This is a genomic window from Dyella terrae (assembly GCF_004322705.1).
GTDB lineage: Bacteria > Pseudomonadota > Gammaproteobacteria > Xanthomonadales > Rhodanobacteraceae > Dyella_D > Dyella_D terrae.
In genome coordinates, this window is sequence record NZ_SIZZ01000001.1 from 319415 (window position 1) to 344090 (window position 24676).

At 63.0% G+C, this 24676-nt stretch carries 25 protein-coding genes and 1 tRNA gene; 19 read left to right on the plus strand and 7 right to left on the minus strand.

All coding sequences use genetic code 11. The annotated features are described in order from the left end of the window. Positions 1 to 5: 5 nt before the first annotated feature. A complete protein-coding gene (locus EYV96_RS01575) occupies positions 6 to 473 on the minus strand; it encodes a hypothetical protein (RefSeq protein WP_131149774.1) in 468 nt (155 codons plus the stop codon). A gap of 407 nt (positions 474 to 880) precedes the next feature. Here EYV96_RS01575 and EYV96_RS01580 point away from each other — a divergent pair, with 407 nt between their 5' ends. From EYV96_RS01580 to EYV96_RS01605, 6 genes are all read left to right on the plus strand, one after another. Then, complete coding sequence (locus EYV96_RS01580; protein ID WP_131149775.1) at positions 881 to 1090, plus strand: cold-shock protein; 210 nt, start codon at positions 881 to 883, stop codon at positions 1088 to 1090. 271 nt (positions 1091 to 1361) lie between these two features. Continuing rightward, positions 1362 to 1571 (plus strand): cold-shock protein, encoded by a 210-nt coding sequence (locus tag EYV96_RS01585; protein WP_131149776.1) that lies wholly within the window; start codon positions 1362 to 1364, stop codon positions 1569 to 1571. Positions 1572 to 1682: 111 nt separating this feature from the next. After that, positions 1683 to 2558, plus strand: a complete 876-nt coding sequence (locus tag EYV96_RS01590; RefSeq protein ID WP_240732310.1) for an alpha/beta hydrolase family protein — start codon at positions 1683 to 1685, stop codon at positions 2556 to 2558. 63 nt (positions 2559 to 2621) lie between these two features. Beyond that, on the plus strand, positions 2622 to 3680 hold the full coding sequence (locus EYV96_RS01595; RefSeq protein ID WP_131149777.1) for an NADH:flavin oxidoreductase/NADH oxidase: 1059 nt from the start codon (positions 2622 to 2624) through the stop codon (positions 3678 to 3680). A 34-nt stretch (positions 3681 to 3714) separates the two neighbouring features. Beyond that, positions 3715 to 4575 carry a pirin family protein gene (locus EYV96_RS01600; RefSeq protein WP_131151449.1) on the plus strand — a complete coding sequence of 287 codons (861 nt, stop codon included), beginning with the start codon at positions 3715 to 3717 and terminating at the stop codon, positions 4573 to 4575. Between the two features lie 44 nt (positions 4576 to 4619). Then, on the plus strand, positions 4620 to 4922 hold the full coding sequence (locus EYV96_RS01605) for an Mpo1-like protein (protein WP_131149778.1): 303 nt from the start codon (positions 4620 to 4622) through the stop codon (positions 4920 to 4922). Between the two features lie 50 nt (positions 4923 to 4972). Here EYV96_RS01605 and EYV96_RS01610 read toward each other — a convergent pair whose 3' ends face one another. Beyond that, entirely contained in the window at positions 4973 to 5362 is a 390-nt protein-coding gene (locus EYV96_RS01610) for a cytochrome c (RefSeq protein ID WP_131149779.1), read from the minus strand. A gap of 175 nt (positions 5363 to 5537) precedes the next feature. Between EYV96_RS01610 and EYV96_RS01615 the strand changes: the two genes are divergently transcribed. Next, the gene (locus tag EYV96_RS01615) at positions 5538 to 6332 is read left to right on the plus strand and encodes a tRNA threonylcarbamoyladenosine dehydratase (protein WP_131149780.1); all 795 of its coding nucleotides are present in this window, start codon (positions 5538 to 5540) and stop codon (positions 6330 to 6332) included. 56 nt (positions 6333 to 6388) lie between these two features. Here EYV96_RS01615 and phbB read toward each other — a convergent pair whose 3' ends face one another. Both phbB and gluQRS read right to left on the minus strand, forming a co-directional pair. Next, positions 6389 to 7129 carry an acetoacetyl-CoA reductase gene (gene phbB, locus EYV96_RS01620; protein ID WP_131149781.1) on the minus strand — a complete coding sequence of 247 codons (741 nt, stop codon included), beginning with the start codon at positions 7127 to 7129 and terminating at the stop codon, positions 6389 to 6391. A 139-nt stretch (positions 7130 to 7268) separates the two neighbouring features. Continuing rightward, on the minus strand, positions 7269 to 8144 hold the full coding sequence (gene gluQRS, locus EYV96_RS01625) for a tRNA glutamyl-Q(34) synthetase GluQRS (RefSeq protein WP_131149782.1): 876 nt from the start codon (positions 8142 to 8144) through the stop codon (positions 7269 to 7271). A 162-nt stretch (positions 8145 to 8306) separates the two neighbouring features. Here gluQRS and htpX point away from each other — a divergent pair, with 162 nt between their 5' ends. The 5 genes from htpX to EYV96_RS01650 all read left to right on the plus strand — a co-directional run bounded on the left by htpX (position 8307) and on the right by EYV96_RS01650 (position 13247). Continuing rightward, the gene (htpX, locus tag EYV96_RS01630) at positions 8307 to 9206 is read left to right on the plus strand and encodes a protease HtpX (protein WP_131149783.1); all 900 of its coding nucleotides are present in this window, start codon (positions 8307 to 8309) and stop codon (positions 9204 to 9206) included. 113 nt (positions 9207 to 9319) lie between these two features. After that, a complete protein-coding gene (gene htpG, locus EYV96_RS01635) occupies positions 9320 to 11188 on the plus strand; it encodes a molecular chaperone HtpG (protein WP_131149784.1) in 1869 nt (622 codons plus the stop codon). A 73-nt stretch (positions 11189 to 11261) separates the two neighbouring features. Continuing rightward, positions 11262 to 12161, plus strand: coding sequence for an AEC family transporter (locus EYV96_RS01640; protein WP_205746063.1), 900 nt, complete (start codon positions 11262 to 11264; stop codon positions 12159 to 12161). A gap of 45 nt (positions 12162 to 12206) precedes the next feature. Continuing rightward, positions 12207 to 12596 carry an RNA-binding S4 domain-containing protein gene (locus tag EYV96_RS01645; RefSeq protein ID WP_131149785.1) on the plus strand — a complete coding sequence of 130 codons (390 nt, stop codon included), beginning with the start codon at positions 12207 to 12209 and terminating at the stop codon, positions 12594 to 12596. A gap of 96 nt (positions 12597 to 12692) precedes the next feature. Beyond that, entirely contained in the window at positions 12693 to 13247 is a 555-nt protein-coding gene (locus EYV96_RS01650) for a response regulator (protein ID WP_131149786.1), read from the plus strand. A 14-nt stretch (positions 13248 to 13261) separates the two neighbouring features. Here the strand turns inward: EYV96_RS01650 and EYV96_RS01655 are convergent, their stop codons facing one another. Beyond that, a complete protein-coding gene (locus EYV96_RS01655) occupies positions 13262 to 13849 on the minus strand; it encodes a TetR/AcrR family transcriptional regulator (protein ID WP_131149787.1) in 588 nt (195 codons plus the stop codon). Positions 13850 to 13997: 148 nt separating this feature from the next. On the opposite strand from EYV96_RS01655, the gene EYV96_RS01660 reads away from it, so the two are divergent. Beyond that, complete coding sequence (locus EYV96_RS01660) at positions 13998 to 14627, plus strand: glutathione S-transferase family protein (protein WP_131149788.1); 630 nt, start codon at positions 13998 to 14000, stop codon at positions 14625 to 14627. A 66-nt stretch (positions 14628 to 14693) separates the two neighbouring features. Here the strand turns inward: EYV96_RS01660 and mutS are convergent, their stop codons facing one another. After that, positions 14694 to 17270, minus strand: a complete 2577-nt coding sequence (mutS, locus tag EYV96_RS01665; protein ID WP_131149789.1) for a DNA mismatch repair protein MutS — start codon at positions 17268 to 17270, stop codon at positions 14694 to 14696. Between the two features lie 92 nt (positions 17271 to 17362). Between mutS and EYV96_RS01670 the strand changes: the two genes are divergently transcribed. The 6 genes from EYV96_RS01670 to EYV96_RS01695 all read left to right on the plus strand — a co-directional run bounded on the left by EYV96_RS01670 (position 17363) and on the right by EYV96_RS01695 (position 23022). Continuing rightward, on the plus strand, positions 17363 to 17872 hold the full coding sequence (locus EYV96_RS01670) for a CinA family protein (protein WP_131149790.1): 510 nt from the start codon (positions 17363 to 17365) through the stop codon (positions 17870 to 17872). Between the two features lie 132 nt (positions 17873 to 18004). Then, positions 18005 to 19045 (plus strand): recombinase RecA, encoded by a 1041-nt coding sequence (gene recA / locus EYV96_RS01675; RefSeq protein ID WP_131149791.1) that lies wholly within the window; start codon positions 18005 to 18007, stop codon positions 19043 to 19045. Between the two features lie 148 nt (positions 19046 to 19193). Continuing rightward, complete coding sequence (locus tag EYV96_RS01680; protein ID WP_205746064.1) at positions 19194 to 19700, plus strand: regulatory protein RecX; 507 nt, start codon at positions 19194 to 19196, stop codon at positions 19698 to 19700. A 51-nt stretch (positions 19701 to 19751) separates the two neighbouring features. Further along, positions 19752 to 22388 carry an alanine--tRNA ligase gene (gene alaS, locus EYV96_RS01685; protein WP_131149793.1) on the plus strand — a complete coding sequence of 879 codons (2637 nt, stop codon included), beginning with the start codon at positions 19752 to 19754 and terminating at the stop codon, positions 22386 to 22388. A gap of 258 nt (positions 22389 to 22646) precedes the next feature. After that, the gene (csrA, locus tag EYV96_RS01690; RefSeq protein WP_131149794.1) at positions 22647 to 22853 is read left to right on the plus strand and encodes a carbon storage regulator CsrA; all 207 of its coding nucleotides are present in this window, start codon (positions 22647 to 22649) and stop codon (positions 22851 to 22853) included. A 76-nt stretch (positions 22854 to 22929) separates the two neighbouring features. Next, positions 22930 to 23022 (plus strand) — tRNA-Ser (locus EYV96_RS01695). Positions 23023 to 23630: 608 nt separating this feature from the next. Here EYV96_RS01695 and dmeF read toward each other — a convergent pair. Next, a complete protein-coding gene (dmeF, locus tag EYV96_RS01700) occupies positions 23631 to 24632 on the minus strand; it encodes a CDF family Co(II)/Ni(II) efflux transporter DmeF (protein WP_131151451.1) in 1002 nt (333 codons plus the stop codon). Between the last annotated feature and the right edge of the window lie 44 nt (positions 24633 to 24676).

Here is a 24676-nt window from a genome sequence, read left to right on the forward strand (position 1 = left end):
TCGCGTTACTTGACGGGTACGCTCGACGTCGTTGCTGGCGATGCGTTGCAGGACTTGCCATGCAAGGCTTGCTTAAGCTGGTTGGAAAGCGACATGCAACGTGCGCCCAGTTGCGGGCGAATATCCGGATCGATGGAGTCGCGTAGCAAGCTGTTGCGCATCATTTCATAGCGCCCCTCAATCTGGTCGGGCGCATAGATGTTCGCCGCCTGATGGCACGCGATGTAGCTGGACAGATAATCGTCGCAAGCGGGGATGCCAGTGTTTTCGGGCAATTTTGCGGCGGGCGCGGTCGTGCTTTTGGTCGTCTTCGTCGTCGACCTGGTGGTCGATGTGGTTTTGCCCGACGGGGCGGAAGTCACCGTGGTTGATGTGCTTGAACTCGTGGTGCGTGCCGGTTTTTCAGCGCAGGCAGCCAGCAGGAAAACAGCACAGACACTGGCAAGCGTCAGGTGCGAATAACGGGGCTTCATGGCAGTGGTACTCCTCATGCTGGCGAGCCCCGCGGGCGGGGCGGGATGACGCGGCGGCCAGCTGCCGGGCGCCAAAGCTGCATGCGACTAAACACCGTGTGTCGTAAAGGAAAACTGAACGGTATCAGGATTCATTAAGACTTTTGACCGTTTCATTCGACAAGAGAATGGATATTCATTCGCTTATTCAGGTATGTGAAGGTGCCTTCGCACACGTTTCAGGGAAGCCGGTATGATGCGCGCCACTGAGTTTGCCGGGGTCACCAGAGTTTTGTGACCCGATGCCGCTGATCTAGATCTGCTTCATCGCATCACCCCTAGGGTATTCCTTGCACACCAGTAAGACGCCCGGCCCCGCATTCGGGGAATCCGGGCGAGTCTCTACAAAATCCTACGGAGTGATTTACATGTCTGATCGTCAGATCGGTACCGTCAAGTGGTTCAACGACGCGAAGGGTTTCGGCTTCATCAGCCGTGACAATGGCCCGGACGTTTTCGTGCATTTCCGCGCCATCCAGGGCAACGGCTTCAAGAGCCTCCAGGAAGGCCAGAAGGTCAGCTTCAAGGTTGTGCAGGGCCAGAAGGGTCTGCAGGCCGATGAGGTTCAGGCCGTCTGATCCGGATTGCCAGCGTTATCGAAAAAGCCAGGCAGCCTTGCCTGGCTTTTTTATTGCCTGATTTGGACCGATCCCATTATTTGACTAATTCCTACTTGCACGGTCAAAAAATCCGTTATGCTCAATCCACTGTGTTTGTCAGGCCACGTGCGTGCCCCGGTGTTCGGTTCCATGACCTCCACCGCCTCACCCCGATTCCCTGCATGCCCAGTAAGTCGTCGGCCAAAGGGGAGGCTGACTTGTCTCAGTATCGAGTTCATCGGAGTGAGTCATGTCGGATCGTGAAGTTGGCACCGTCAAATGGTTCAATGACGCCAAGGGCTTTGGCTTCATCAGCAGGGAGTCTGGCCCTGACGTGTTCGTGCATTTTCGAGCCATCAGCGGCACGGGATTCAGGAGCCTCAAAGAGGGGCAGAAGGTGAGCTTCAAGGTGGTGCAGGGCCAGAAGGGCCTGCAGGCCGACGAGGTTACGCCCGCCTGAGTTACCACGTGAAAATCGCGTGCAGAAAAAGGGTCGGTTAATAGCCGGCCCTTTTTCATGCCATGGCCATAGATAATCGATGCGCTAATTTCATTCAGGGAGCTTCGCGGCGTGCAAGACGGAATGGGCATCACCGAATCCAATGCATCGACTTTCAGCCAGACGGTCTCGCTGGGTGACGGGTCCACGTTTGACCTGATCATGGTTCTGCCATCGTCGCAGCCACGCGAACTGATTTACTGGGTGCCCGCCATGGGTATCGCCGCCAGACATTATCTGCCGCTTGCCGAGTCGCTGGCCGGCGAGGGCGTGGCCGTAGCGATCCATGAATGGCGCGGCATCGGCTCAAGCTCGTTGCGAGCGGATCGGCATCACGACTGGCGTTATCGCGACCTTTTGGAAGTGGATTTTCCGGCGGGCCTTGAAGCCGCGCGCGCCCACGCACCGCAGGCGCGCCTCTGGTTCGGTGGTCATAGCCTTGGCGGACAGCTGGCATCGCTGTATGCAGGGCTGCACCGCCACGCATTTCATGGTGTCGCCCTTGTCGCCAGCGGCGCACCTTACTGGCGGCAATTCCGGTTCGCGGGTCTTGTGCGCTTCGCTTACATCGCTGCGCCGTGGCTCGCAAAACTGGTCGGGCACTTGCCCGGACGGCGCATCGGATTTGGCGGGAATGAGGCGCGCGGCGTGATTGATGACTGGGCCCGCAGCGGAAGGACAGGGCGCTATGCAGCGTCGGGTCTGGCGGTTGATCTCGAGATGGCCATGCACGATGTGCGTGTGCCGATTCTCGCGCTGCGCATGCGCGACGACTGGCTTGGACCTGCCGCATCGTTGCACTGGCTGCTCGGCAAGATGCCAATGGCACCCTACGAAATGGTGGAGCTGGATGCCGCGCAATTGGGTACGCGAGCCGATCATTTCAGTTGGATGAAATCGCCTGTCGCGGTGTCCGCGCGACTGGCTCAGTGGATCCATCGACATTGATGGCCCTTGAACTACGGCCGTGGTGGCGGCATGTGGTTCGCTTCGGTTTTCCAAGGTCACACCATGAATCTGTTCACGCCCTACCAGCAACGCAGTCTCAGTCTGCGCAATCGCCTGGTGATCGCCCCCATGTGCCAGTACTCCGCCCGCGAAGGCGTTCCCAATGAATGGCATAGCGTGCATCTGGGCAGTCGCGCCGTCGGCGGCGCGGGATTGATCATTGCCGAGGCCACGGCGGTCTCCGCCGAAGGGCGTATTTCCGCGCAGGATGTTGGCCTGTGGAATGATGCGCAGCGCGATGCCTGGAAGCCCATCACGGGCTTCGTGCGCGAGCATGGCGCCATCGCCGGCGTGCAGCTCGCACACGCCGGTCGCAAGGCGAGCGTGCACCAGCCGTGGATGGGTGGCGGCCCGCTGGGCGAAGGCGAAGGTGCGTGGCAAACGTTCGCACCGTCGGCCGTACCTTTTGATCGCGATTGGCACACACCGGTCGCCCTCGATGAGGCCGGGATCAAGGCGGTGATCGATGATTTCCGCGCCGCCGCCATTCGCGCGCTGGATGCGGGATTCCAGTTGATCGAAGTGCACGCGGCGCACGGTTACTTGTTGCACCAGTTTCTTTCGCCGCTAAGCAACCTTCGCGATGATGCCTATGGTGGTAGCTTCGAGAACCGTACGCGGCTGGTGCGCGAAGTGCTGGTCGCCGTGCGCGAGGTATGGCCGGAATCCCTGCCACTGTGGCTGCGCATTTCGGCCACGGACTGGCGCGACGACGGCTGGGATATCGAGCAGAGCGTCGCGCTCGCGCGAATGGTTTCCTCGCTAGGTGTCGACCTGATCGACGTATCAACGGGTGGCGTTGTGCCACACGTGAAGATTCCCCTGGCACCCGGTTACCAGGTGCCGTTCGCCGCGCGTATTCGTCGCGACACGGGCATGCCCACCGGCGCCGTCGGCCTCATCACGGAGCCGTCACATGCTGCGGCGATTGTGGACGCTGGCGACGCCGACGTGGTGCTGATCGCACGGGAGAGCCTGCGCGATCCGTATTTCCCGCGTCGTGCAGCACGCGAACTGGGTGCGTCCATCGACGCGCCAGTGCAATATCAGCGTGCGTGGTAATCAACGAAGGAGAAAGGTGGTGGAACAGAACCCGATGGTGATCGAAGGTCGCGTGCATGACCTTGGCGACGGCTTCCAGGTGCGACGCCTGTTGCCGGTACTGCTGGCGCGGCACGTCGGGCCGTTTGTGTTCTTCGACCTGATGGGGCCGGTGGAATTCGCCCCTGGCAAGGGCATGGACGTGCGCCCTCATCCACACATCGGCCTGGCCACGGTCACCTGGTTGTTTGACGGTGCCATCCGCCATCGCGACAGCGTCGGCAGCCTTGCCGACATCCGTCCCGGCGAGGTGAACTGGATGACGGCCGGGCGCGGCATCGCGCATTCGGAGCGCACGCCGCCCGAGCAGCGCAGGGACGGGCAGCGGCTGCATGGCGTGCAGGTATGGGTGGCGCTGCCGCAGCACGACGAAGAGGTGGCGCCGGAATTCCATCATCATGAGGCGCACGAACTTCCTCGCATCGAGCAGCCTGGCGTGTCGATGGTGCTGATCGCCGGCACCGCTTACGGTCAGGCGTCGCCGGTCAAGGTATTCGCGCCGATGTTTTTCCTCGAGGCCAATCTCGAAGCGGGTGCCGAATTGTCGTGGCCGCCTGAGCATACAGAGCGCGGCGTATGCGTCATCGACGGCGAAGTGAGCTGGGATGGTCAGCTGGTTCCTCCGAATCAGGCCGCTGCGCAGGCAGGGCCGGACGCCGCCCCCATCAAGGCGACGAGGGCGAGCCGTGTGATGCTGTTTGGCGGCGCACCGCTGGATGGCGAACGCCACCTCTGGTGGAATTTCGTGTCCAGCAGCCAGGAGCGCATCGAGCAGGCCAAGCGCGAGTGGCAGGAGCAGGCCTACGGCAAGGTGGCCGGCGATGATGTGGAATTCATTCCCTTGCCGGTGAGGTGAGGGCGGATACGCGCTATCCTCGGCCCGCATCCAGCGAGAAGACCATGGCCGCCTTCAAAAGCTTTCGCGACTTCTATCCGTATTACCTGACCGAGCACAGCGACCGGAACTGCCGGCGCATGCATTTTGCGGGCAGTACGCTGGTCTTGCTGATAGTCGTCGCGGCCGTAATCAGTGGGCACCTGGCCTGGTTGTGGCTCGTGCCTGTGGCCGGATACGGATTCGCCTGGGTCGGGCATTTTGCGTTCGAGCACAACCGGCCAGCCACGTTTCGACATCCCCTCTACAGCCTGTTGGGCGACTGGGTGATGTACGGAGACATCCTGCGCGGCAAGATCCGCATCTAAAGAAAAGGCGCCTCAAGGGCGCCTTTTTCTTGCCTGCTACCGTGGACGGTTCAGCGGTATTTCTGATGGCAGGACTGGCAGGTTTCGCCTACGGGCTTGAGTGCAGCGGCAAGCGCGGCGCAATCGGCCGGAGCGGCCTGCACGGCAGCATCGAGTCGGGTCTGCAACTGGTGGGCTTCATCGACAAACGGCTGATCCACGCCTGGGAAGGCCGGGACGATATCCGACGAGGTCGAAAGCAGGCGGGTCAGGTGCTCGCGCGTCTGCACCGCATCGCACTTTTGTGCCTTGATCGCCCCGCGCAGCTCACCCGCGTGATGCGCCATGACATTCATGACCGCGTGCGGGAAGGGGTTGCGCTGTTTCAGGGCGTTCATGGCAAAAACGGTACCGATCACGCCGATGACCAGGCCCAGGACGAGCAAGATGGCTGCACGCATGCGTTGTTTCCATGGCGTTGGCTGAAGAACGGGCGAGGTTAGCACAGGCATGCCGACACCCAGCGGGACTCACCAGTACAATGAGCACCTGGCGAGCCCCTGCGGCCGCCGATCCCTTCCATTGAACAACGCGTCTGCCGCCCCGATCTGGCGTGGCAGTCCCCAGCGAACGGCCATGAGCGAACAAGTCTTTCCCAAGGAGCGATTCCAGGGCGTGGAGCGCCTTTACGGCACCGGAAGCGTTGATACGCTGTCGGGCAAACACGTGTGCGTGATCGGCGTCGGTGGCGTCGGCTCGTGGGCTGCCGAGGCGCTGGCCCGCAGCGGCGTGGGCCGGATCACGCTGATCGATGCCGACGACATCTGCGTCTCCAATACGAATCGCCAGCTGCACGCACTGGATGGCCAGTTCGGGAAGACCAAGGTAGCAGTGATGGCGGAGCGTTTGCAGGCGATCAACCCTGCGCTGCAGATCGATGCCATCGAACGCTTCCTCACGACCTCGACGCTTGATGAACTGCTCGATCGTGGCTACGACGTTGTACTCGATGCCTGCGATGCTTTCCGCGTGAAGCTGGAGGCGATTGCCTGGTGTCGTCGCCGCAAGCTGCCGATGGTGAGTGTCGGTTCGGCTGGTGGTCGCACCGACCCCACCCAGATCCGCGTGCGTGACCTGTCGCGCACCGAGCACGATGCGATGTTCAGCCTGATTCGCAAGAAGCTCCGCCAGGACTTCAACTTCCCGCGCAATCCCGATCGCTACTTCGGCATTTCAGCGGTGTATTCGCTGCAGAACGTCCAATATCCGCAGCCCGATGGCACCGTTTGTGGCACGCGCCCGCCGGGCGGCGATGCGCTTAATCTTGCTTGTGGCGGTGGGCTGGGCGCGGCGACGCATGTGACTGGCGCGTTCGCATTTGCCGCCGTGGGCAAGGTACTGGAAAAGCTGTTCGACAAAGCGGGCGCCTGAATGAAAGAAGCCGGCCGCGAGGCGACCGGCTTCGGGAGGCACGGCGAGAAGCCGCCTTACCAGCCCATGTAGTGGCCGCCGTTGATGGCCAGGTTGGTGCCCGTAATCCAGCCCGCTTCCTCGCCCGTCAGGAACGCCACGGCGTGCGCAATCTCTTCGGGTTTGCCAAGTCGGCCGATGGGAATCTGGGCGATGATCTTTTCGCGCACTTCCTCGGGCACGGCCATCACCATGTCGGTTCCCACGTAGCCGGGCGATACCGTGTTGACCGTGATGCCGAAGCGTGCGTTTTCCTGGGCCAGCGAGATGGTGAAGCCGTGCATGCCGGCCTTGGCGGCGGCGTAGTTGGCCTGGCCGTACTGGCCCTTCTGGCCGTTGATCGAGCTGATCTGCACGATGCGACCCCACTTGCGACCGCGCATGCCGTCGATCACCGGGCGGGTGACATTGAAACAAGCGTTGAGGTTGGTGTTGACCACGTCCATCCACTGGGCGTAGCTCATCTTGTGGAACGTGGTGTCGCGGGTGATGCCGGCGTTGTTGATGAGGATCTCGATCGGGCCGAAGTTTTGTTCGATGTCCTGGATCATGGTCTCGCTGGCGTCGGGTTCCGCAACGTCGCCCTGAGCCATGTACACCTCGATGCCTTCGGCGGCCATCGCCTTGCGCCAGGCGTCCGCCTTGGCCGGGTCACGATAGTTGGTGGCGACGCGATGCCCCTGACGGGCCAGATACCGAACGATGGCGGTGCCAATGCCGCCCGTGCCACCCGTGACCAATGCCGTGCGTTGCGTCATGCCAATTCTCCAAGAATGCTCTGATATGTCGATCCATCGATACGGTCGAACGAGGCCATGTCTACACGATCAACATGGCAATTCGTCGACGGCGCGCATCATGCCAACCGATGTGTGAATGCCGATTCTTTATAGCGGTTTATGCGGCCGAACGGGCGCTGCAGTGCGGCATTTTCTGTGGTTCGAATGCCGCAAGTGCATGCGCGAGCAGCGCCGCCGGCGTCGCCGCCCTGAGCGAGGGTGGCACGCCGAGGAAGGCCAGGGCCTGACGCAGCGCAGGAAGGGGATCGAGCGGGTCGACCGGATGGGCCTGATCGGACTTCGACAGCTTGCGTCCGTCACCGTCCAGGGCCAGCGGCAAATGGACGTACCGGGGCGTGGGCAGGCCAAGTTCCTCTTGCAGCCAGATCTGCCGCGCCGTGGAGTCGAGCAGGTCCGAGCCCCGCACCACCTCGGTGACCCCTTGCCAGGCATCGTCCACGACGCAGGCCAGCTGGTAGGCGAAGAAGCCCTCCACCCGCCGGATCACGAAATCACCGGCTTCGTCGCGCAAATGCTGTCGTTGCGGCCCCTGGAGGGCGTCGTCAAAGGCGATGTCCCGATCCGGCGTGCGCACGCGCCAGGCGGGTGGCCGATCCGGATCGGGGGCGGCGACGCAGATCCCGTCACGATGCATGCCGCCCCGAAGTGCCAGATCGGCGCGGCTGCACCAGCAGGGAAAGGCAACACGCCGCGCCTTTAATGATGCGAATGCGGCTTCGTAGGCCTGGATTCGCTGAGACTGATAAACCACCGGCCCGTCGGCTTGCAGCCCGAAGCTGGCCAGCGCCGCCAGGATGGCCTGCGCCGAGCCGGCCACTTCGCGTGGCGGATCGATGTCCTCCACCCGGACCAGCCACTGGCCGCCGGCATGCCGCGCGCACAGCCAGCTGCCCACGGCCGCCACGAGGGAGCCGAAATGGAGCAGGCCGGTGGGTGAGGGGGCGAATCGTCCGATGTACATGAGGGGTGGCATGGTAAACGGGAATGGGCGGAACGACGCGGCGGTTCGATGAATCGACGACGCACTGCATCACGATCTGGTGCCAGGGCGCCTTGAAACATGAACGATCCGCCACGATCCTTGTCTCACGGCGAGTACGCCGTATTCCCTTTCATGACTGCCCGAGAGACAGCCATGCGTCGCATCGCATTGTTCCTGCTTACCAATATTGCCGTTCTCCTCCTGCTGTCCATCGTCATGCGCATTTTTGGCGTGGACCAGTGGGCCGCCGCCCGCGGTTACGGGGGCATGGGCGGGATGCTCCTGTACGCCGCCGTGATCGGCATGGGGGGTTCCTTTATTTCGCTGGCCATATCCAAGTGGACCGCCAAGTGGTCCACCGGCGCCCGGGTCATCGATCAGCCCCAGAACGAGACCGAGCGCTGGCTGGTCGACACCGTGCGTCGCCACGCCGACAAGGCGGGCATTGGCATGCCGGAAGTCGCCATTTACGACGGCCCGGAAATGAACGCCTTCGCCACCGGCATGAGCAAGAACAGCGCGCTGGTCGCGGTCAGTTCCGGCCTGCTGCAGCAGATGAATCGCGAACAGGTGAATGCCGTGCTTGGGCACGAGATCGGCCACGTCGCCAATGGCGACATGGTTACGCTGACGTTGATCCAGGGCGTGCTCAACACGCTCGTGATCCTCGCCTCGCGCGTTGTCGGTCGCCTGGTCGACAGCTGGCTGTCGGGCGGTCGCGATCGCGAAGGCGGTGGTGGCATGGGCTATTTCTTCAGCGTTTTGGTCCTGCAGATGGTGTTTGGCTTGTTCGCTTCGATGATCGTCATGGCGTTTTCCCGCTGGCGCGAGTTCCGTGCGGATGCCGCTGGTGCCAACCTGGCAGGGCGTGCCTCGATGATCTCCGCGCTGGAACGCCTCAAGGCCGACCACGGGGAAAACACCTTGCCGAAGACCATCGCCGCCTTCGGCATTTCCGGTCATATCGCCACGGGCCTGCAGCGCCTCTTCATGAGCCACCCGCCGCTGGAAGAGCGCATCGCCGCCCTGCGGAACGCCTCGCCGCACGCCTGATGCCGGCGGCAGGGCGCCGGGTGTCACGTGCATGATGCCCCCCGACATCCCGGCGCTGGCCGGGATGTCCGTTTCTCAGATTCATACCTTTGTACTTGTGGATGGATACCCGCATGAGCTCCTCGACCGAAACCCGCAAATTCGAAGCCGAAGTCGCCCAGGTCCTGCACCTGGTGACGCATTCGCTTTATTCGCACAAGGAAATCTTCCTGCGCGAACTCATCTCCAACGCCTCCGACGCCTGCGACAAGCTGCGCTTCGAGTCGATTGCCCGGCCACAGTTGCTGGCGGGCGAAGGCGAGCTGCACATCGACGTCAGCTGGGACGCCGATGCCCGTACCGTCACGGTCCGTGACAATGGCGTGGGCATGGACCGCGAGGACATCGTGGCCAACCTCGGCACCATCGCCAGCTCCGGCACGCGCCGGTTCCTCGAGGCGATGTCGGCGGAGCAGAAAACCGACGCCCGCCTGATCGGCCAGTTTGGCGTGGGTTTCTACTCCGCCTTCGTCGTTGCTGACCGCGTGACGGTGCTCAGCCGCCGCGCTGGCGATGCGTCCAGCGAAGGTGTGAAGTGGGAAAGTGATGGCAAGGGTGAGTATTCGCTGGAGCAGGTGGAGCTTGCCGAACGTGGCACGTCGATCGTCCTGCATCTGAAGGCCGACGAAGACGAATTCCTGCGCCCGTGGACGCTCAAGTCGCTGATCACGCGCTACTCCGACCACGTGGCATTCCCGATCCGCATGCCGCTGGAAAAAGATGGCAAGGCCAGTGACGAGTGGGAAACCGTCAATGCCGCTTCGGCGCTCTGGACCAAGCCGAAGTCGGACATCAGTGACGAGGACTATCAGAGCTTCTATCGGTCGCTCGGTCATGATTTCAACGACGCACTGGCCTGGACACACAACCGCGTCGAAGGCAGCCAGAGCTTCACGACCCTGCTTTACATCCCGTCGCAGCCGCCGTTCGATCTGATGATGGGCGGACGTGACGAGCGCAAGGGCCTGAAGCTGTACATCAAGCGCGTCTTCATCATGGATGCGGCCGAGGAGCTGCTGCCGAACTACCTGCGCTTTGTGCGCGGCGTGGTCGATGCGGACGACCTGCCGCTCAATGTCAGTCGCGAAATTCTGCAGCACAATCGTCAGCTTGAGCGCATCAAAGCCGCCTGCGTGAAGCGCGTGCTGGACCTGCTGGAGAAGCTTGCGCGCGATGAGCCCGAAAAGTTCGCGACGTTCTATAAAGCCTTCGGCAACACGCTGAAGGAGGGCATCGCCGAGGACCAGGGCAACCGCGAGCGCATCGCCAAACTGCTTCGTTTCGCCTCGACCAGGAGCGACAGCCGTTCGCCGAATGTCTCGCTGGACGATTACGTCGGTCGCATGGCGGTGGGCCAGGACACCATCTGGTACATCACGGCCGATAGCTACGCGGCAGCGGCGGGCAGCCCTCAGCTGGAAGCGTTCAAGGCCAAGGACATCGAAGTCCTGCTGATGTACGACCGCGTCGACGAGTGGATGATCGGCAGCCTCACCGAGTATGCCGACAAGAAACTCAAGAACGTCGCCAAGGGCGAGCTGGCGCTCGATGAGGCCGACAAGCAGAAGCAGGAAGAGGCGAGCGCGGCTGCGGCACCGCTGATCGAGAAGATCAAGCGCCTGTTGGGTGATCGCGTGGGCGACGTTCGCGTGTCGGCGCGTCTTACGGATTCGCCGTCGTGCCTTGCCTTGTCCGACTACGAAATGGCGCCGCATCTCGCGCGGCTGCTGCGCGAGGCCGGTCATGACATGCCGGACAGCAAGCCAACGCTCGAGATCAATCCGCAGCATCCGCTGCTCAAGCGCCTGGACGCCGAGTCCGATGACGGCAAGGCGGCCGACCTGTCGAACCTCCTGCTCGAACAGGCCGAGATCGCCGCGGGCGCTCCGTTGCCCGATCCGGCGGCCTTCGTGCAGCGGATGAACCGGGTGCTGCTGGGCTGATCGATTCGGCGTCAAGATGCTACACACAAGGCGGCCGCTATAATGCGGCCGCTTTTTTGCGCGAAGGAAACCCATGAGTTCGCTGTTGATGCTGTTTGTCTGCCTGGCGCTTGGCGTGCTGGTGGCGCGCTTCGGCAAGCCGCCGTCGGGCATCGTCCATGGCATCAACTGGTGGGTGATCCAGATCGCCTTGCCGGCGCTCGTGCTGGCCTTCATCCCGCAGATCAAGTTTGAATCGCAGCTGTGGTTTCCCGTCGCGGCGATGTGGGTCGTGTTCTTCGGGGCGTGGCTGGTATTTGCCGTGTTGGGACGCTGGCTTCACTGGTCGCGCGCCCGGATCGGCTGCCTGACCCTGGTATGCGGTCTGGGCAATACCTCGTTCATGGGCTACCCGATGATGCAGGCCCTTCATGGCAAGGAGGGACTGGCCATGGCCGTGGTCGCGGACCAGCTGGGTTGCTTCCCGCTGCTTGCATCGGCAGGCGTGGTCGTCGCCTCTCTTTATGCCGGGTGTACGCCGCAGCCGGCCATCATCGTGCGCCGCATCCTGACTTTTCCGGCGTTCATAGCGCTGGTGCTCGGTGTGATCGTTGGCGCGCTGGGAGGGTGGCCGGAGCTTATCCAGAACGCGCTGATTCCCATCGGGGGCACGCTGACGCCGCTGGCGCTTTTCTCGGTGGGCATGCAGTTCAAGTTCAAGCTGGGTGAAAAGCAGGTGGCCGCCGTGGGCCTGGGGCTCGGCTGGAAGATGGTCCTGGCGCCCCTGGCCTGTGTCGGGCTCGGCGTAGCAGCGGGCGTGAGCGGCGTGACCTTTATCGTCGGCGTGTTGCAGGCGGCCATGGCGCCGATGATTTCCGCGGCCATCCTGGCGGATGAATATGGACTGGAGCCGCCACTCGCCAACTCGGTGTTGGGGGCGGGCATCGTCCTGTCCTTGATCACCGTGCCATGGGCCAACGTGCTGCTGACCTGACCTGCGCATCCAAGCCAACCTCGACCAGCGTCTGTTCATTGCCTGATGCCTCCAATTTCCCTCACCTCCGTTCGCGTCGACGTCTGGCTCTGGGCCGCGCGCTTTTTCAAAACGCGCAGCCTCGCCAAGCAGGCAATCGACGGCGGCAAAATCGACGTCAATGGTGCCGGCTGTAAGCCGGCCAAGGCCCTGCAGGTCGGCGATATGCTGCGCATCACGCGCGGTGAGGAACGCCTCGAGGTGGAAGTCCTTGAGCTTTCCGACAGGCGTGGCGCCGCAAGCGTGGCGCAAGCCTTGTATCGCGAAACCGAAGAAAGTCGCCGTATTCGTGAAGCGCATCGTGAAGAGCGTCGACTTATTGGCGCGGCTGCGCCATTGCATCGCCCGGACAAGCAAGACAGGCGGGCTTTGCGGCGCCTGAAGGACGCTGGGTGAGCAATACATCGCAGTTTCCCGGCTAAAACTGGAGGAGCATGCCCAGCACACGGCAAGTCGTTGCCGTCCAGAGTGCATCCGCACAGGGGAGTACGCATGAGCGGCATCGACTTCTTCAAGCGTCTGTTGGGCGGCCCATCGGCACCCGCCCAGGAAACGGCGCGCCACCTGCAGGCGCCGACAGGCATGCGGGTGCTGATGGTCGATGACTCTCCCACCTTGCTGGCCGTGCTGGGTCGCATGGTCGAGCAGGAAGGCTATTCACCTTTGCGCGCGGCCGACGGCGACACCGCCCTGGCCATGGCGCGCGATGAGCAACCTTCGCTGATTTTTCTGGACATCGTGATGCCGGGTAAGAACGGCTTCGCCGTGCTGCGTGAGCTTCGTCACGATCCGGCCACGCGCGATATTCCGATCGTGATGATCAGTGGAAACCAGCAGGCGACCGAGCAGTTCTATGTGCAGCGCTTTGGTGCCGACGACTTCATCAAGAAGCCTTTTGGCCGTGCCGAAGTGATGGGTTGCATCCACAAGCTGGTGCTTGCCGGTCGTCTGCCGGCTCGCGATCTGGCGATTGCGCCGGAGGCCGTCGCCATGCCGATCGACGTCATCGAGCCGACGCCGGCGTCGGTCGCAGGATTGGCAGCCTGAGCTGCTGAGGGCGGTCAATCCACCAGATCGAGAGCGGCTTTGCGCGCCGCATCGCGAATTTCCTTGCAGAACGTTGCGTCTTCGACGGTGCGCGCAAGCACCATGGCGCCCACCAGGAGCGCCGCTGCCGCCACGCCACGTTCGCGGGCCTGCGGATGGTCGGCGGGATCGACATCGTTGGACAGCATGCCGACCATTCGCTCAAGCAGGGCGTGATAAGCCTGCCTGACAACGGGTCCTGAGCGCGCCGAATCCGAGGGCAAGGCGATCATCGGGCAATGGCCTTCGATGTCGTTGAGATGCACATCGGACAAGTAGGCATTGATGACGAACCGCGCGTGGCCCGGCATGCAGCCAGGCACGTCGTCGGGCAGCTCTTTCCAGCGCTGGGTCGCGTCGAAGTTCTGGTAGGCGGCAATCGCCTCGGCGAAAAGCTCTTCCTTCGCGCGGAAGTGGTTGTAGAAGCCGCCGCGCGTCAGGCCCGCGCGCTGCATGATTTCATCGATCGACACTTCCGCGAAGCCTCGTCGATTGAACAGTTCTCGGGCACATTCGACGATTCGATCGCGCGTCTTCTGCTTGTGGGCGGCCGACAGAGGCATGGCGTAAGGGCCCGGGGAAAGGGAGCTCAGCGTACTCCTGGCGCGACAAATGTTCTTGAACATATCAAGCGGGGTGACAGACTCCGGAGGTGTCCCCACGGTTGGCGGCCCCGGCCGCCATGGCGCCCTGTCAAAACGGAGAAGTCGCATGAAGCTCTACTACGCACAGACGATGAACCCGCGCAAAGCCTGCGCTGTCGCCAAATACCTGAACTCCCCGGTCGAATACATCTACGTGAACCTGCCCAAGGGCGAGCACCTGTCACCCGAATACCTGGCCGAGAACCCCAACGGCAAGGTGCCCTTGCTGGTCGACGGCGACATGCACCTTTGGGAGAGCACGGCCATCATGGCCTATCTCGCCGTGAAGGCCGGTTCGGATCTTTGGCCCAACGCGCCCGAAGCGCAGGTGGAAGTGCTGCGCTGGTTGTCCTGGGATCTGGCGCATTTCTCGCGCCATGGCGGTTCGCTGTACTTCGAACATCACGTCAAACCAGCATTCGGGCTCGGTGAACCCAATACGGCGGCGGTTGAAGAGGCCAGCAAGTTCTGGCGTCGATTTGCAAAGGTGCTCGACACGCACCTGGCCGGTCGCAGTTACCTGGTCGGCGAGAAGCTGAGCATTGCCGATTTCGGCGTCGGCGTCCTGCTGCCATGGGCCAAGGAATCGCACCTGCCGGTGGACGACTTCCCGCACATCGTACGTTGGCATGAGCGCCTGATGGCTATTCCGGCATGGCGGGATCCGTTCCCCGCCCCGGCCTCGATCGCTGCTTAAGCCCGGCAATCCAGGGCTTTGCCCTCTCCCGCTCACGGGGGAGGGCTGTCAGGCGGCGGCAGTCAATCACGCAAGGGCTTTCAAGCGGTACAACGCCTCCAGCGCATCGCGCGGCGACAGCGCATCCGGATCGATTCCATCGAGCGCCTTTTCCACCGCAGAGGGTGCCGGCGGCGCGAACAAACCAAGCTGCGGCGACGTATCTGTTTTCGGCGAAGGCGCCGAGGCCTGCTGATGCATGCCGCGCTCCAGTTCGGCCAGCGTGCGCCGCGCGTCGGCGATGACCGACTTCGGCAAGCCTGCCAGCGCGGCAACCTGCAGGCCGAAGCTGCGGTTCGCCGGGCCTTCCTTGACGGCATGCATGAACACCAACTGGTCGCCGTACTCGACGGCGTCCAGGTGCACGTTGGCGATGGTCGGATACTCGTTGGCCAGTTCGGTCAGTTCGAAGTAGTGCGTTGCGAACAGCGTGTACGCGCGACTGGCTGCGGCCAGATGCACGGCGGCGGCACGCGCGAGCGCCAGGCCGTCGTAGGTGCTCGTGCCGCGGCCCACTTCGTCCATCAGTACCAGGCTGTGTTCGGTGGCGTTGTGCAGGATGTTGGCCGTCTCGCTCATTTCCACCATGAAAGTGGACTGGCCGCGCGACAGGTCATCGCCCGCGCCAATACGCGTGAAGATGCGATCGACCGGGCCAATGCGCGCACCGCTGGCCGGCACGTAGCTTCCGATATGAGCGAGCAGGGCGATGAGGGCGTTCTGGCGCATGTAGGTCGACTTACCGCCCATGTTCGGGCCGGTGATCACCAGCATGCGGCGCGCATCGTTCAACTGCAGGTCGTTGGGCTCGAACGGCTCGGCGCGCACCTTTTCCACCACGGGATGGCGGCCGCGTTCGATGTGGATGCCGGGTTCGTCAGTGAGCGTAGGTTCGCTCCAGTCCAGCGTGCTGGCGCGCTCTGCGAGCGTCGTGATGACGTCGAGCTCGGCCATCGCCGCGGCGGCGGCTTTGAGCGATTCGAGCTTCACCGTCAGTTCGTCGAGCAAGGCCTCGTACAGGGCGCGTTCGCGCATCAGCGAGCGCTCCTTCGCCGACAACACCTTGTCTTCGAAGGTTTTCAGTTCTTCGGTGATGTAGCGTTCGGCGTTCTTGGTCGTCTGGCGGCGCGTGTAGTGCGTCGGCGCCTTGTCGGCCTGGCCCTTGCTGATTTCGATGTAGTAGCCGTGGACGCGGTTGTATCCGACCTTGAGGGTGGCGATGCCACTGGCGGCCTTTTCGCGCTCCTCGAGTTCAACCAGGTACTGGTCGGCATTCGTGGCGAGGCGGCGCAGTTCATCCAGTTCGGCGTCGTAGCCATCGGCGATGACGCCGCCATCGCGCTGGAGCACGGGCGGTTGCGCGACGACGGCTCGGGCAAGCAAGGCGGCGTTGTCGGCATGATCCCCGATGCGCGCGACGAGCGCATGAAGCAGGGGGCTGTCGAGGGCAGCAATTTCGTCGCGCAAGGTCGGTGCGGCGGCCAGGCCATCACGCAAGGTGGAAAGATCGCGCGGGCGCGCCGAACGCAGTGCCACGCGTGCCAGGATGCGCTCGAGGTCGCCGATGCCTCGCAGTTTTTCGCGCAGGCTTTCGAAGCGACGGCTTTCGATCAGCGCACCAATGGCCTGGTGACGATGGCGCAGCACGTCGCGCGAGCGCAGCGGGCGATTCAGCCAGCGGCGCAGGAGGCGGGCGCCCATGGGTGTCACGCTTTCATCGAGCACCCCGAGCAGGGTGTGTTCGGTGCGTCCGGTCGGATGCGTGTCCAGTTCCAGATTGCGGCGCGTGGCGGCGTCCAGGGCGATGGTCTCGCTGGCGCTTTCCACGGACATGCCGGAGAGATGCGGGAGCGCGGCCTTCTGAGTCTCCTCGACGTAACCGAGCAGGCAGCCGGCGGCGGCAATAGCCAAGGGCATGCCATCGACACCGAAACCACCGAGGTCGCGCGTGCCGAAAAAGCGGTTCAGTTCGCGACGTGCGGCATCGCTGTCGAAATGCCACGGCGGGCGACGACGCACGCCGGGCAGGGCGCTGACCAGTTTGGGCCAGGCGACGGAATCGTCGACGAGGGTCTCGGCCGGTTGCAGGCGCGCCAGTTCAGCAGCCAGTGTTTCAGCGGTCGGAACTTCGCTCAGCAGGAACCGGCCGCTGGCGAGATCGACCCAGGCCAGTCCATAGGCGCCTTGCGGGCCGGCGGCGATCGACAGCAGCAGGTTGTCACGTCGCTCCTCGAGCAGGGCGGCATCGGTGACCGTACCCGGGGTGACGATGCGCACCACTTTTCGTTCGACCGGACCCTTGGCCAGGGCCGGGTCGCCGACTTGTTCACAGATGGCGACGGACTCGCCCAGGCGCACCAGGCGGGCAAGGTAGTTTTCCGCGGCGTGGTAAGGCACGCCGGCCATCGGAATGGGCTGGCCAGCCGATTGCCCGCGTTGCGTCAGGGTGATATCGAGCAGTCGCGCCGCCTTGCGGGCGTCGTCGTAGAACAGCTCGTAGAAATCACCCATACGGAAAAACAGCAGCACGTCCGGGTGCTCGGCCTTGGCCGAAAGGTACTGGCGCATCAACGGGGTATGCAGGGAAAGATCGTCAGCAGTCATGCGGTCAAGTCTTGGCCTTACGGCGGTAAAGAGGTAGAACGGGCAGCTTCACGCGGCGGTTCGCTGCGTCGTTTCAATAGCGGGAGTCTCGCATGGAGTCGTTGTCTGTTCCTACCGACGCCGAACTGACGGAGCTGGCGCAAGGCGTGGCGGAGGCCGTACAGGCCGCCAAACTGATGCTGGTGACGGCCGAGTCGTGCACGGGTGGGTGGATCGCCAAGACCTTGACCGACCTGGCTGGTAGCTCGGCCTGGTTCGATGCCGGCGTGGTCACTTACAGCTACGAGGCCAAGGAGGCTTTGCTGGGCGTGAATCTGCGCACGCTCGAGCAGACCGGCGCCGTCAGCGAAGAGACGGCGCTGGAGATGGTGTCTGGCGCGCTGGCGCGTTTCGGCGCGGGTGTGGCCGTGGCGGTTACTGGCATTGCCGGACCCACGGGCGGGACGCCGGACAAGCCCGTGGGCACCGTGTGGATCAGCTGGAAGTGCCGTGGCGGTTACGCGCATGCGCGCCACTTCCGGTTCGGCGGCGATCGGGAAGCTGTCCGACGCCAGACCGTGGCGGCCGCGCTCGTGGGATTGCGCAAGGCACTGACAGAGTAAGTGGCGTGTGCCGGTCGGAGGGCCTTGACCGGTGTGGGATACTGGGCGTCCTGAGTGATCGCAGCCCGTGAGACTAGGCCGGCGCATCATGCTCGCCACCAAAGACAACTAATGAAACCGGGAAACAAGACGATGGATGACAACAAGCGCAAGGCCCTTGCCTCCGCCCTCGGCCAGATCGAAAAGCAGTTCGGCAAGGGTGCCGTGATGCGCATGGGCGATCGTTCGGACGACGTCATCGACACCGTTTCCACCGGTTCGCTGGGTCTGGACATCGCTTTGGGCGTCGGCGGCCTGCCGCGCGGTCGCGTGATCGAAATCTACGGCCCGGAGTCCTCGGGTAAAACCACCCTGACCCTGCAGGTCATCGCCAATTGCCAGAAGAACGGCGGCACGGCGGCCTTCGTGGACGCCGAGCACGCTCTGGACCCGACCTACGCTGCCAAGCTGGGCGTGAATGTCGACGACCTGCTGGTTTCCCAGCCGGACACGGGCGAGCAGGCCCTGGAAATCGCCGACATGCTGGTGCGCTCCGGCGCCGTGGACGTCGTCGTGGTCGACTCGGTCGCCGCGCTGACGCCCAAGGCTGAAATCGAAGGCGAAATGGGTGACTCCCACGTGGGTCTGCATGCCCGACTGATGAGTCAGGCGCTGCGCAAGCTCACCGCCAACATCAAGAAGTCGAACTGCCTGGTGATCTTCATCAACCAGATCCGCATGAAGATCGGCGTGATGTTCGGCAGCCCGGAAACCACCACCGGCGGTAACGCGCTGAAGTTCTACGCTTCGGTTCGCCTGGACATTCGTCGCATCGGTGCGGTCAAGAAGGGCGAGGAAGTCATTGGCTCCGAGACCCGCGTCAAGGTGGTCAAGAACAAGGTGGCGCCGCCGTTCCGCCAGGCTGAGTTCGAAATCCTCTACGGCGAGGGCAGCTCGCGTGAAGGCGAAATCATCGAGCTGGGTGTGGCCCAGAACCTGATCGACAAATCCGGCGCCTGGTACAGCTACAAGGGTGACCGCATCGGCCAGGGCAAGGAAAACGTCCGCCAGTTCTTGCGCGACAATCCGGCTATCGCCAACGAGGTCGACCAGGAGCTTCGCGCGCGCCTGCTGGTTCCCAGTGGTGGCAAGCCCGCCCCGGCTTCGTCCGAGGAAGCGCTGGAAGAAGCCTGATCACCGTCGGCGCCTGAGGGTATCTCTTCGGTCTCAGCCGTGAGGTGCCCGGTGGGCCGGACCGGGAATGACGCCCGCACCATGCGGGCGTCTTCCGTTTGCGGCCCGTGCCGGCGCTAAGATGGATCGCCGAAACGACTTACTTGCCATGCCTCGCGATTCGGAAAAGACCCCAAAGTCCGGGAAAGCTGAACGTGCCTCGGCCTATAGCAAAGCCCTCGGCTTGCTGGCCAGGCGCGAGCACTCCCGCGTCGAGCTGAAACGCAAGCTCAGGCAGGGCGGGTATGAGGGCGCGGAGTCCTCCGAGGCGATCGATCGCCTGGGGGAGCAGCACTATCAGGACGACCTCCGATTTGCCGAAGTGCTGATCCGCAGCCGAGCCTCCCAGGGGTATGGGCCCCTGCGACTGCGGGCGGAACTCAAGACCCACGGACTGTCCGAAACCCGCATCCGGCAGCTGCTCGACGAGGCCGATATGGACTGGACCGCGTCCGCGGCAAACCAGCTGCGGCGCCGTTATGGCGGTCTGGGCTCGGCCGATCCCGCGGAAAAGCAGCGCCGCGCGCAATTTCTCTTGCGTAGAGGCTTTCCCGCCGCCACAGTAAGGGGTCTTACCCACGCCGAAGTGGACGAGTTGGCCGACGAAAGCGACTGATCGCGGCAGCTCCGCCGGGGCGTGGACAACGCAGCTTGCCTCCACGACCCCATGAAAACTGCCGAAATCCGCTCGACCTTCCTCGAATACTTCCGCTCCAAGGGCCACACCATCGTGCCGTCCAGCTCGCTGGTCCCGGCAAGCGACCCGACCCTGTTGTTCACCAACTCGGGCATGGTGCAGTTCAAGAACGTTTTCCTGGGCAGCGAAAAGCTCCCCTACGTGCGCGCGGCCGATGTCCAGCGTTGCCTGCGTGCCGGCGGCAAGCACAACGACCTTGACTCGGTCGGCTACACCGCGCGTCACCACACTTTCTTCGAGATGCTCGGCAACTGGTCGTTCGGCGACTACTTCAAGCGCGATGCGATCGCCTTCGCGTGGGAGCTGCTCACCGGCGTGTTCAAGCTGCCGCAGGAAAAGCTCTGGGTCACCGTCTATCACACCGATGACGAGGCCTTCGACATCTGGAACAAGGAAGTCGGCGTCCCCGCCGAGCGCATTGTTCGCATTGGCGACAACAAGGGTGCGCCGTACGCTTCGGACAATTTCTGGCAGATGGCCGATACTGGCCCCTGTGGCCCGTGCACGGAAATCTTCTTCGATCACGGCGCGGACATCGCCGGTGGTCCGCCCGGCTCGCCGGATGAAGATGGCGATCGCTACATCGAAATCTGGAACCTCGTGTTCATGCAGTTCGACCGCGCGCCCGACGGCATGCTGTCGCCGCTGCCGGCGCCGTGCGTCGACACCGGCATGGGCCTGGAGCGCCTTGCCGCAGTCCTGCAGCATGTGCATTCGAACTATGAGATCGACCTGTTCCAGCACCTGATCAAGGTTGCTTCGGAACTGACCAAAACTCCCGACCTAGGCAATAAGTCGCTTCGCGTTATCGCCGATCACATCCGCGCCTGCTCATTCCTGATCGTCGATGGCGTGCTGCCGTCCAACGAAGGTCGCGGTTACGTGCTTCGTCGCATCATCCGTCGCGCGCTGCGCCACGGCTGGATGCTTGGCGTGCGTGGTGATTTTTTCTGGAAAATGGTCAAGCCGCTGGTCGAGGAGATGGGCGAAGCCTATCCGGAACTCGCAGCCAAGCAGTCCTTCGTCGAAGAAGCGCTGCGTACGGAAGAGCAGCGATTCGGCGAAACCCTCGAGCACGGCATGCGCGTGTTCGATGAAGTGGCTTCGCGTGCCGGCACCGTCATTCCGGGCGAAGACGCGTTCCGCCTTTACGACACCTATGGATTTCCTGTGGACCTTACCGCCGACATCGCGCGCGAGCGCGGCATGTCGGTGGACATGGCCGGTTTCGACCAGGCGATGGAGCAGCAGCGCGAGCGCGCGCGCGGTGCCAGCCGCTTTGAAGCCAAGGGCCTGATGCCTGCCGAACTTGCCAGCAAGCTGCAGGCAACGGCGTTCCTGGGCTACGACGCGTTGTCGGCCCAGGGCTGCAAGGTCGTCGGCATCGTGCGCGCCGGCAAGCAGATCGAACAGTTGGGTGAAGGCGAAGAAGGCCTGGTCATCCTTGACCGCACGCCGTTCTACGCCGAATCCGGCGGCCAGGTAGGTGACATGGGTTCGCTCGCCAATGCCAGTGGTCGCCTCGACGTCAGCGATACGCTGAAGATGGGCGGCGTGTTCTTCGGTCACGCTGGCCGTTGGCAGGGCAGTGCGCCGCTGCGTACGGGCGATGTCGTCGATGCGCTGGTCGACGGCGTGCGCCGCCAGGCCATCGTGCTCAATCACTCGGCCACGCACTTGCTGCATGCCGCGCTGCGCAGCGTCCTCGGTGATCACGTGACGCAGAAGGGTTCGCTGGTGGCGCCTGAGCGACTGCGTTTTGACTTTGCGCACTTCAAGCCGCTCAGCCGGGAGGAGCTTGCGCGCATCGAGGACATGGTCAATGCCGAAGTGCGCCGTAACGCGCCGGCCGAAGTCCATCACATGGGCTACAACGACGCGATTGAATTCGGCGCCATGGCGTTGTTCGGTGAAAAGTACGGCGACGAAGTGCGCGTGCTGCGCATGGGCGATTTTTCGACCGAGCTGTGCGGCGGTACCCATGTCGGCCACACCGGCGACATCGGCCTGTTCAAGATCGTCAGCGAAGCGGGCGTCGCCTCGGGCGTACGTCGTATCGAGGCCGTGACGGGTGCCGGTGCCCTGGCTTATGTGAATGACGAAGAGCGTCGCCTGGGTGAGCTGTCCCAGTTGCTCTCGACCAGTGGTGACGATGTTGTCGAGAAGCTTCGTCAGCTTCTCGACAAGCAGAAGAAGCTTGAGCGCGAACTGGAGTCCCTGCGCGCCAAGGCTGCGGGATCCGCGACCGCCGATCTGGCCGCCTCCGCCCAGGACGTGGACGGCATCAAGGTCGTGGCGGCGCGCCTGGAGGGACTGGACGCCAAGGCCCTGCGCGATGGCATGGACCAGCTCAAGCAGCAGTTGGTGGACTGCGTGGTCCTCCTGGCCGGTGCCGCTGAGGGCCGGGTGTCCCTGGTCGCTGGCGTGAACGGTTCAGCGCTCGGTCGGGTGAAAGCCGGTGAAGTGGTTGCTCACATTGCCAGCCAGATCGACGGCAAGGGTGGCGGCCGCCCGGACATGGCCCAGGGCGGCGGCTCCGATGCCCCGCAATTGCCGGGTTTGCTGGCCGGTTTGCCGCAATGGATCGCTGAACGCCTGAACAGATAATTCCTATTCGAATAGTCCGCATGAACTAGCCCGGGCGCATTGCGCAGCCCGCTAACGCTCGGCTAGTATCGGATGAATGTTGATTGTGCTGTTTTGGTGCAGTCAGGTGGCAGGGCGCTCTGGGGCATCCTGCCGCTGAGCCGGGGAAGGCGGTAGGGCCTTCGATGGACGTTCGTCGAACAACGGTTAGTGAAACTCAGGGGTGAGGTTTCGCTAATTGCTGGCCTGTGACCACATAGCTTTCATGGAGTGGCAAACATGTTGATTCTGACCCGCAGGGTCGGTGAAACCCTGATGATCGGCGACGAGGTGACCGTCACCGTCCTGGGCGTGAAGGGCAATCAGGTGCGAATTGGCATCAATGCGCCCAAGAACGTAGCCGTGCATCGCGAAGAAATTTACCAGCGGATCAAGAACGAAAATGATCCCGATGGTGGAGCAGCAGACGGTTCCGGCGACCACTGATAAGCAAAAAAGCTTTACGTGAGCACTGCCGGACAGTATGCTTGCCGGCTCCGCAGAAGTGCGGACCAAGAAATTCGGAGAGATGCCCGAGAGGCCGAAGGGGCTCCCCTGCTAAGGGAGTATAGGGTCAAAAGCCTTATCGAGGGTTCGAATCCCTCTCTCTCCGCCAGAAACGCAAAAACGCCCCCAGTGGGCGTTTTTGCGTTTCTGGCGGAGAGAGAGGGATTCAAGAACCCTCGATAAAAAAGTATGGCCGGGTTCGACCGATGCGCAACGCGCATCGGGACGGCCGCAGGCCGGTCCTGTAGCGCGCAGCGCGAAAGGATGAGGTGCGCAGCACCTCACCATCCCTCTCTCTCCGTCGTGGTGGCGTCCCCTCAGCGCGAGGTTCGATCGATGCGCAACGCGCATCGTGACGGCCGCAGGCCGGTCCTGTAGTGCGCAGCGCGAAAGGATAAGGTGCGCAGCACCTCACCATCCCTCTCTCTCCGTCGTTGGATCGGCCTTAAAAGGCCGCGCCAACGACCTCAAGTGTCCACGGACGTCTTTGGAAGAGGGGGGGGCGGCCGATATGCAACGCGCATCGGGACGGCCACACGCCGGTCCCTTAGCGTGCAGCGCGAATGCATGAGGTGCGCAGCACCTCACCACCCTTAATCTCCGTCACGCGACTCCATTGGATTCACCAGAGGCGCACGTACCCAAAGACGACATGCCAGGTCCCAGCCAAAGCGAAATGGCGACGCACATCGCTTACGTCGAAGGCTGGCGCACTGTTCACCCCAGCACATTCCCTGCCGGCACGAACACCATCCCTGGCGCTCCTGCACGTGCAATCTCCACCGTCACGTGCACAAGCTCCTCATGCACCGAGAGATAGGCCCGAACGGCCGCTGGCGTCAGGCCTTGATCGCTAACGAGCCCAAGAATGCAGGCATAACGTCCCTTGCCAACACGCCACACATGCAGGTCTGTGATGGCGGAACTCGGCAGTTTCTCAGCGATAACGTCTCGAATTTCCTGGACAACCGGCGCATCCATATCGGCATCGAGTAGGACGCGTCCTGATTGCTTGAGAAGACTGGCGGCCCATTGGGCCACCAGTACGGCGCCGACGATGCCCATCACCGGATCCAGCCAGCCGATGCCGAGGAACCTGCCGCCGACCAGCGCAAGGATGGCCAGCACTGACGTTGCCGCATCCGCCACGACATGCAAATAGGCCGAACGCAGGTTCAGGTCGTGGTGGTGATCGTGGCCGGAGTGTGAATGGACAGCGCCGTGGTCATGCGCGTGCGCGTGGCCATGATCATGGCCGTGATGATGCCCATCCTTCAGCAGCCAGGCACACAGCAGATTGACCATCAGGCCGACGACGGCAATGGGAATGGCTTGGTCGTAGTGAATGGCGGCTGGATGGACCAGGTGTGCGATCGACTGGACCAGCATAAGGATGGCAACGACGCCCAGGAGGAGAGCGCTGCTGTATCCGCCAAGCACCTCGATCTTCCACGTGCCGAAAGCGAAGCGTCGATCGGTTGCCAGTCGGCGCGCCAGGACATAAGCGCCGGCCGAAACACCCAGCGCCAGGGCATGTGAACTCATGTGCCAGCCATCTGCCAGCAGCGCCATCGAGTTGAGTGTGTAACCGGCAACGATCTCTACCACCATCATCACGGCGGTAATGATCACAGCCCGCAACGTGTTCTTTTCAGCCAGCGGATTGCCTTCGTTGAACTGGTGGGAGTGCAGGAACGGTGCGGGATCAGGGGTACTCACGTCGATTCGACTCATATAGGATACCCCCCTATACTATGATGAAT

Coding starts and splice junctions, on each gene's coding strand:
- EYV96_RS01575 (WP_131149774.1), bottom strand. CDS start 473: ATGAAGCCCCGTTATTCGCACCTGACGCTTGCCAGTGTCTGTGCTGTT.
- EYV96_RS01580 (WP_131149775.1), top strand. CDS start 881: ATGTCTGATCGTCAGATCGGTACCGTCAAGTGGTTCAACGACGCGAAG.
- EYV96_RS01585 (WP_131149776.1), top strand. CDS start 1,362: ATGTCGGATCGTGAAGTTGGCACCGTCAAATGGTTCAATGACGCCAAG.
- EYV96_RS01595 (WP_131149777.1), top strand. CDS start 2,622: ATGAATCTGTTCACGCCCTACCAGCAACGCAGTCTCAGTCTGCGCAAT.
- EYV96_RS01600 (WP_131151449.1), top strand. CDS start 3,715: ATGGTGATCGAAGGTCGCGTGCATGACCTTGGCGACGGCTTCCAGGTG.
- EYV96_RS01605 (WP_131149778.1), top strand. CDS start 4,620: ATGGCCGCCTTCAAAAGCTTTCGCGACTTCTATCCGTATTACCTGACC.
- EYV96_RS01610 (WP_131149779.1), bottom strand. CDS start 5,362: ATGCGTGCAGCCATCTTGCTCGTCCTGGGCCTGGTCATCGGCGTGATC.
- EYV96_RS01615 (WP_131149780.1), top strand. CDS start 5,538: ATGAGCGAACAAGTCTTTCCCAAGGAGCGATTCCAGGGCGTGGAGCGC.
- phbB (WP_131149781.1), bottom strand. CDS start 7,129: ATGACGCAACGCACGGCATTGGTCACGGGTGGCACGGGCGGCATTGGC.
- gluQRS (WP_131149782.1), bottom strand. CDS start 8,144: ATGCCACCCCTCATGTACATCGGACGATTCGCCCCCTCACCCACCGGC.
- htpX (WP_131149783.1), top strand. CDS start 8,307: ATGCGTCGCATCGCATTGTTCCTGCTTACCAATATTGCCGTTCTCCTC.
- htpG (WP_131149784.1), top strand. CDS start 9,320: ATGAGCTCCTCGACCGAAACCCGCAAATTCGAAGCCGAAGTCGCCCAG.
- EYV96_RS01640 (WP_205746063.1), top strand. CDS start 11,262: ATGAGTTCGCTGTTGATGCTGTTTGTCTGCCTGGCGCTTGGCGTGCTG.
- EYV96_RS01645 (WP_131149785.1), top strand. CDS start 12,207: ATGCCTCCAATTTCCCTCACCTCCGTTCGCGTCGACGTCTGGCTCTGG.
- EYV96_RS01650 (WP_131149786.1), top strand. CDS start 12,693: ATGAGCGGCATCGACTTCTTCAAGCGTCTGTTGGGCGGCCCATCGGCA.
- EYV96_RS01655 (WP_131149787.1), bottom strand. CDS start 13,849: ATGCCTCTGTCGGCCGCCCACAAGCAGAAGACGCGCGATCGAATCGTC.
- EYV96_RS01660 (WP_131149788.1), top strand. CDS start 13,998: ATGAAGCTCTACTACGCACAGACGATGAACCCGCGCAAAGCCTGCGCT.
- mutS (WP_131149789.1), bottom strand. CDS start 17,270: ATGACTGCTGACGATCTTTCCCTGCATACCCCGTTGATGCGCCAGTAC.
- EYV96_RS01670 (WP_131149790.1), top strand. CDS start 17,363: ATGGAGTCGTTGTCTGTTCCTACCGACGCCGAACTGACGGAGCTGGCG.
- recA (WP_131149791.1), top strand. CDS start 18,005: ATGGATGACAACAAGCGCAAGGCCCTTGCCTCCGCCCTCGGCCAGATC.
- EYV96_RS01680 (WP_205746064.1), top strand. CDS start 19,194: ATGCCTCGCGATTCGGAAAAGACCCCAAAGTCCGGGAAAGCTGAACGT.
- alaS (WP_131149793.1), top strand. CDS start 19,752: ATGAAAACTGCCGAAATCCGCTCGACCTTCCTCGAATACTTCCGCTCC.
- csrA (WP_131149794.1), top strand. CDS start 22,647: ATGTTGATTCTGACCCGCAGGGTCGGTGAAACCCTGATGATCGGCGAC.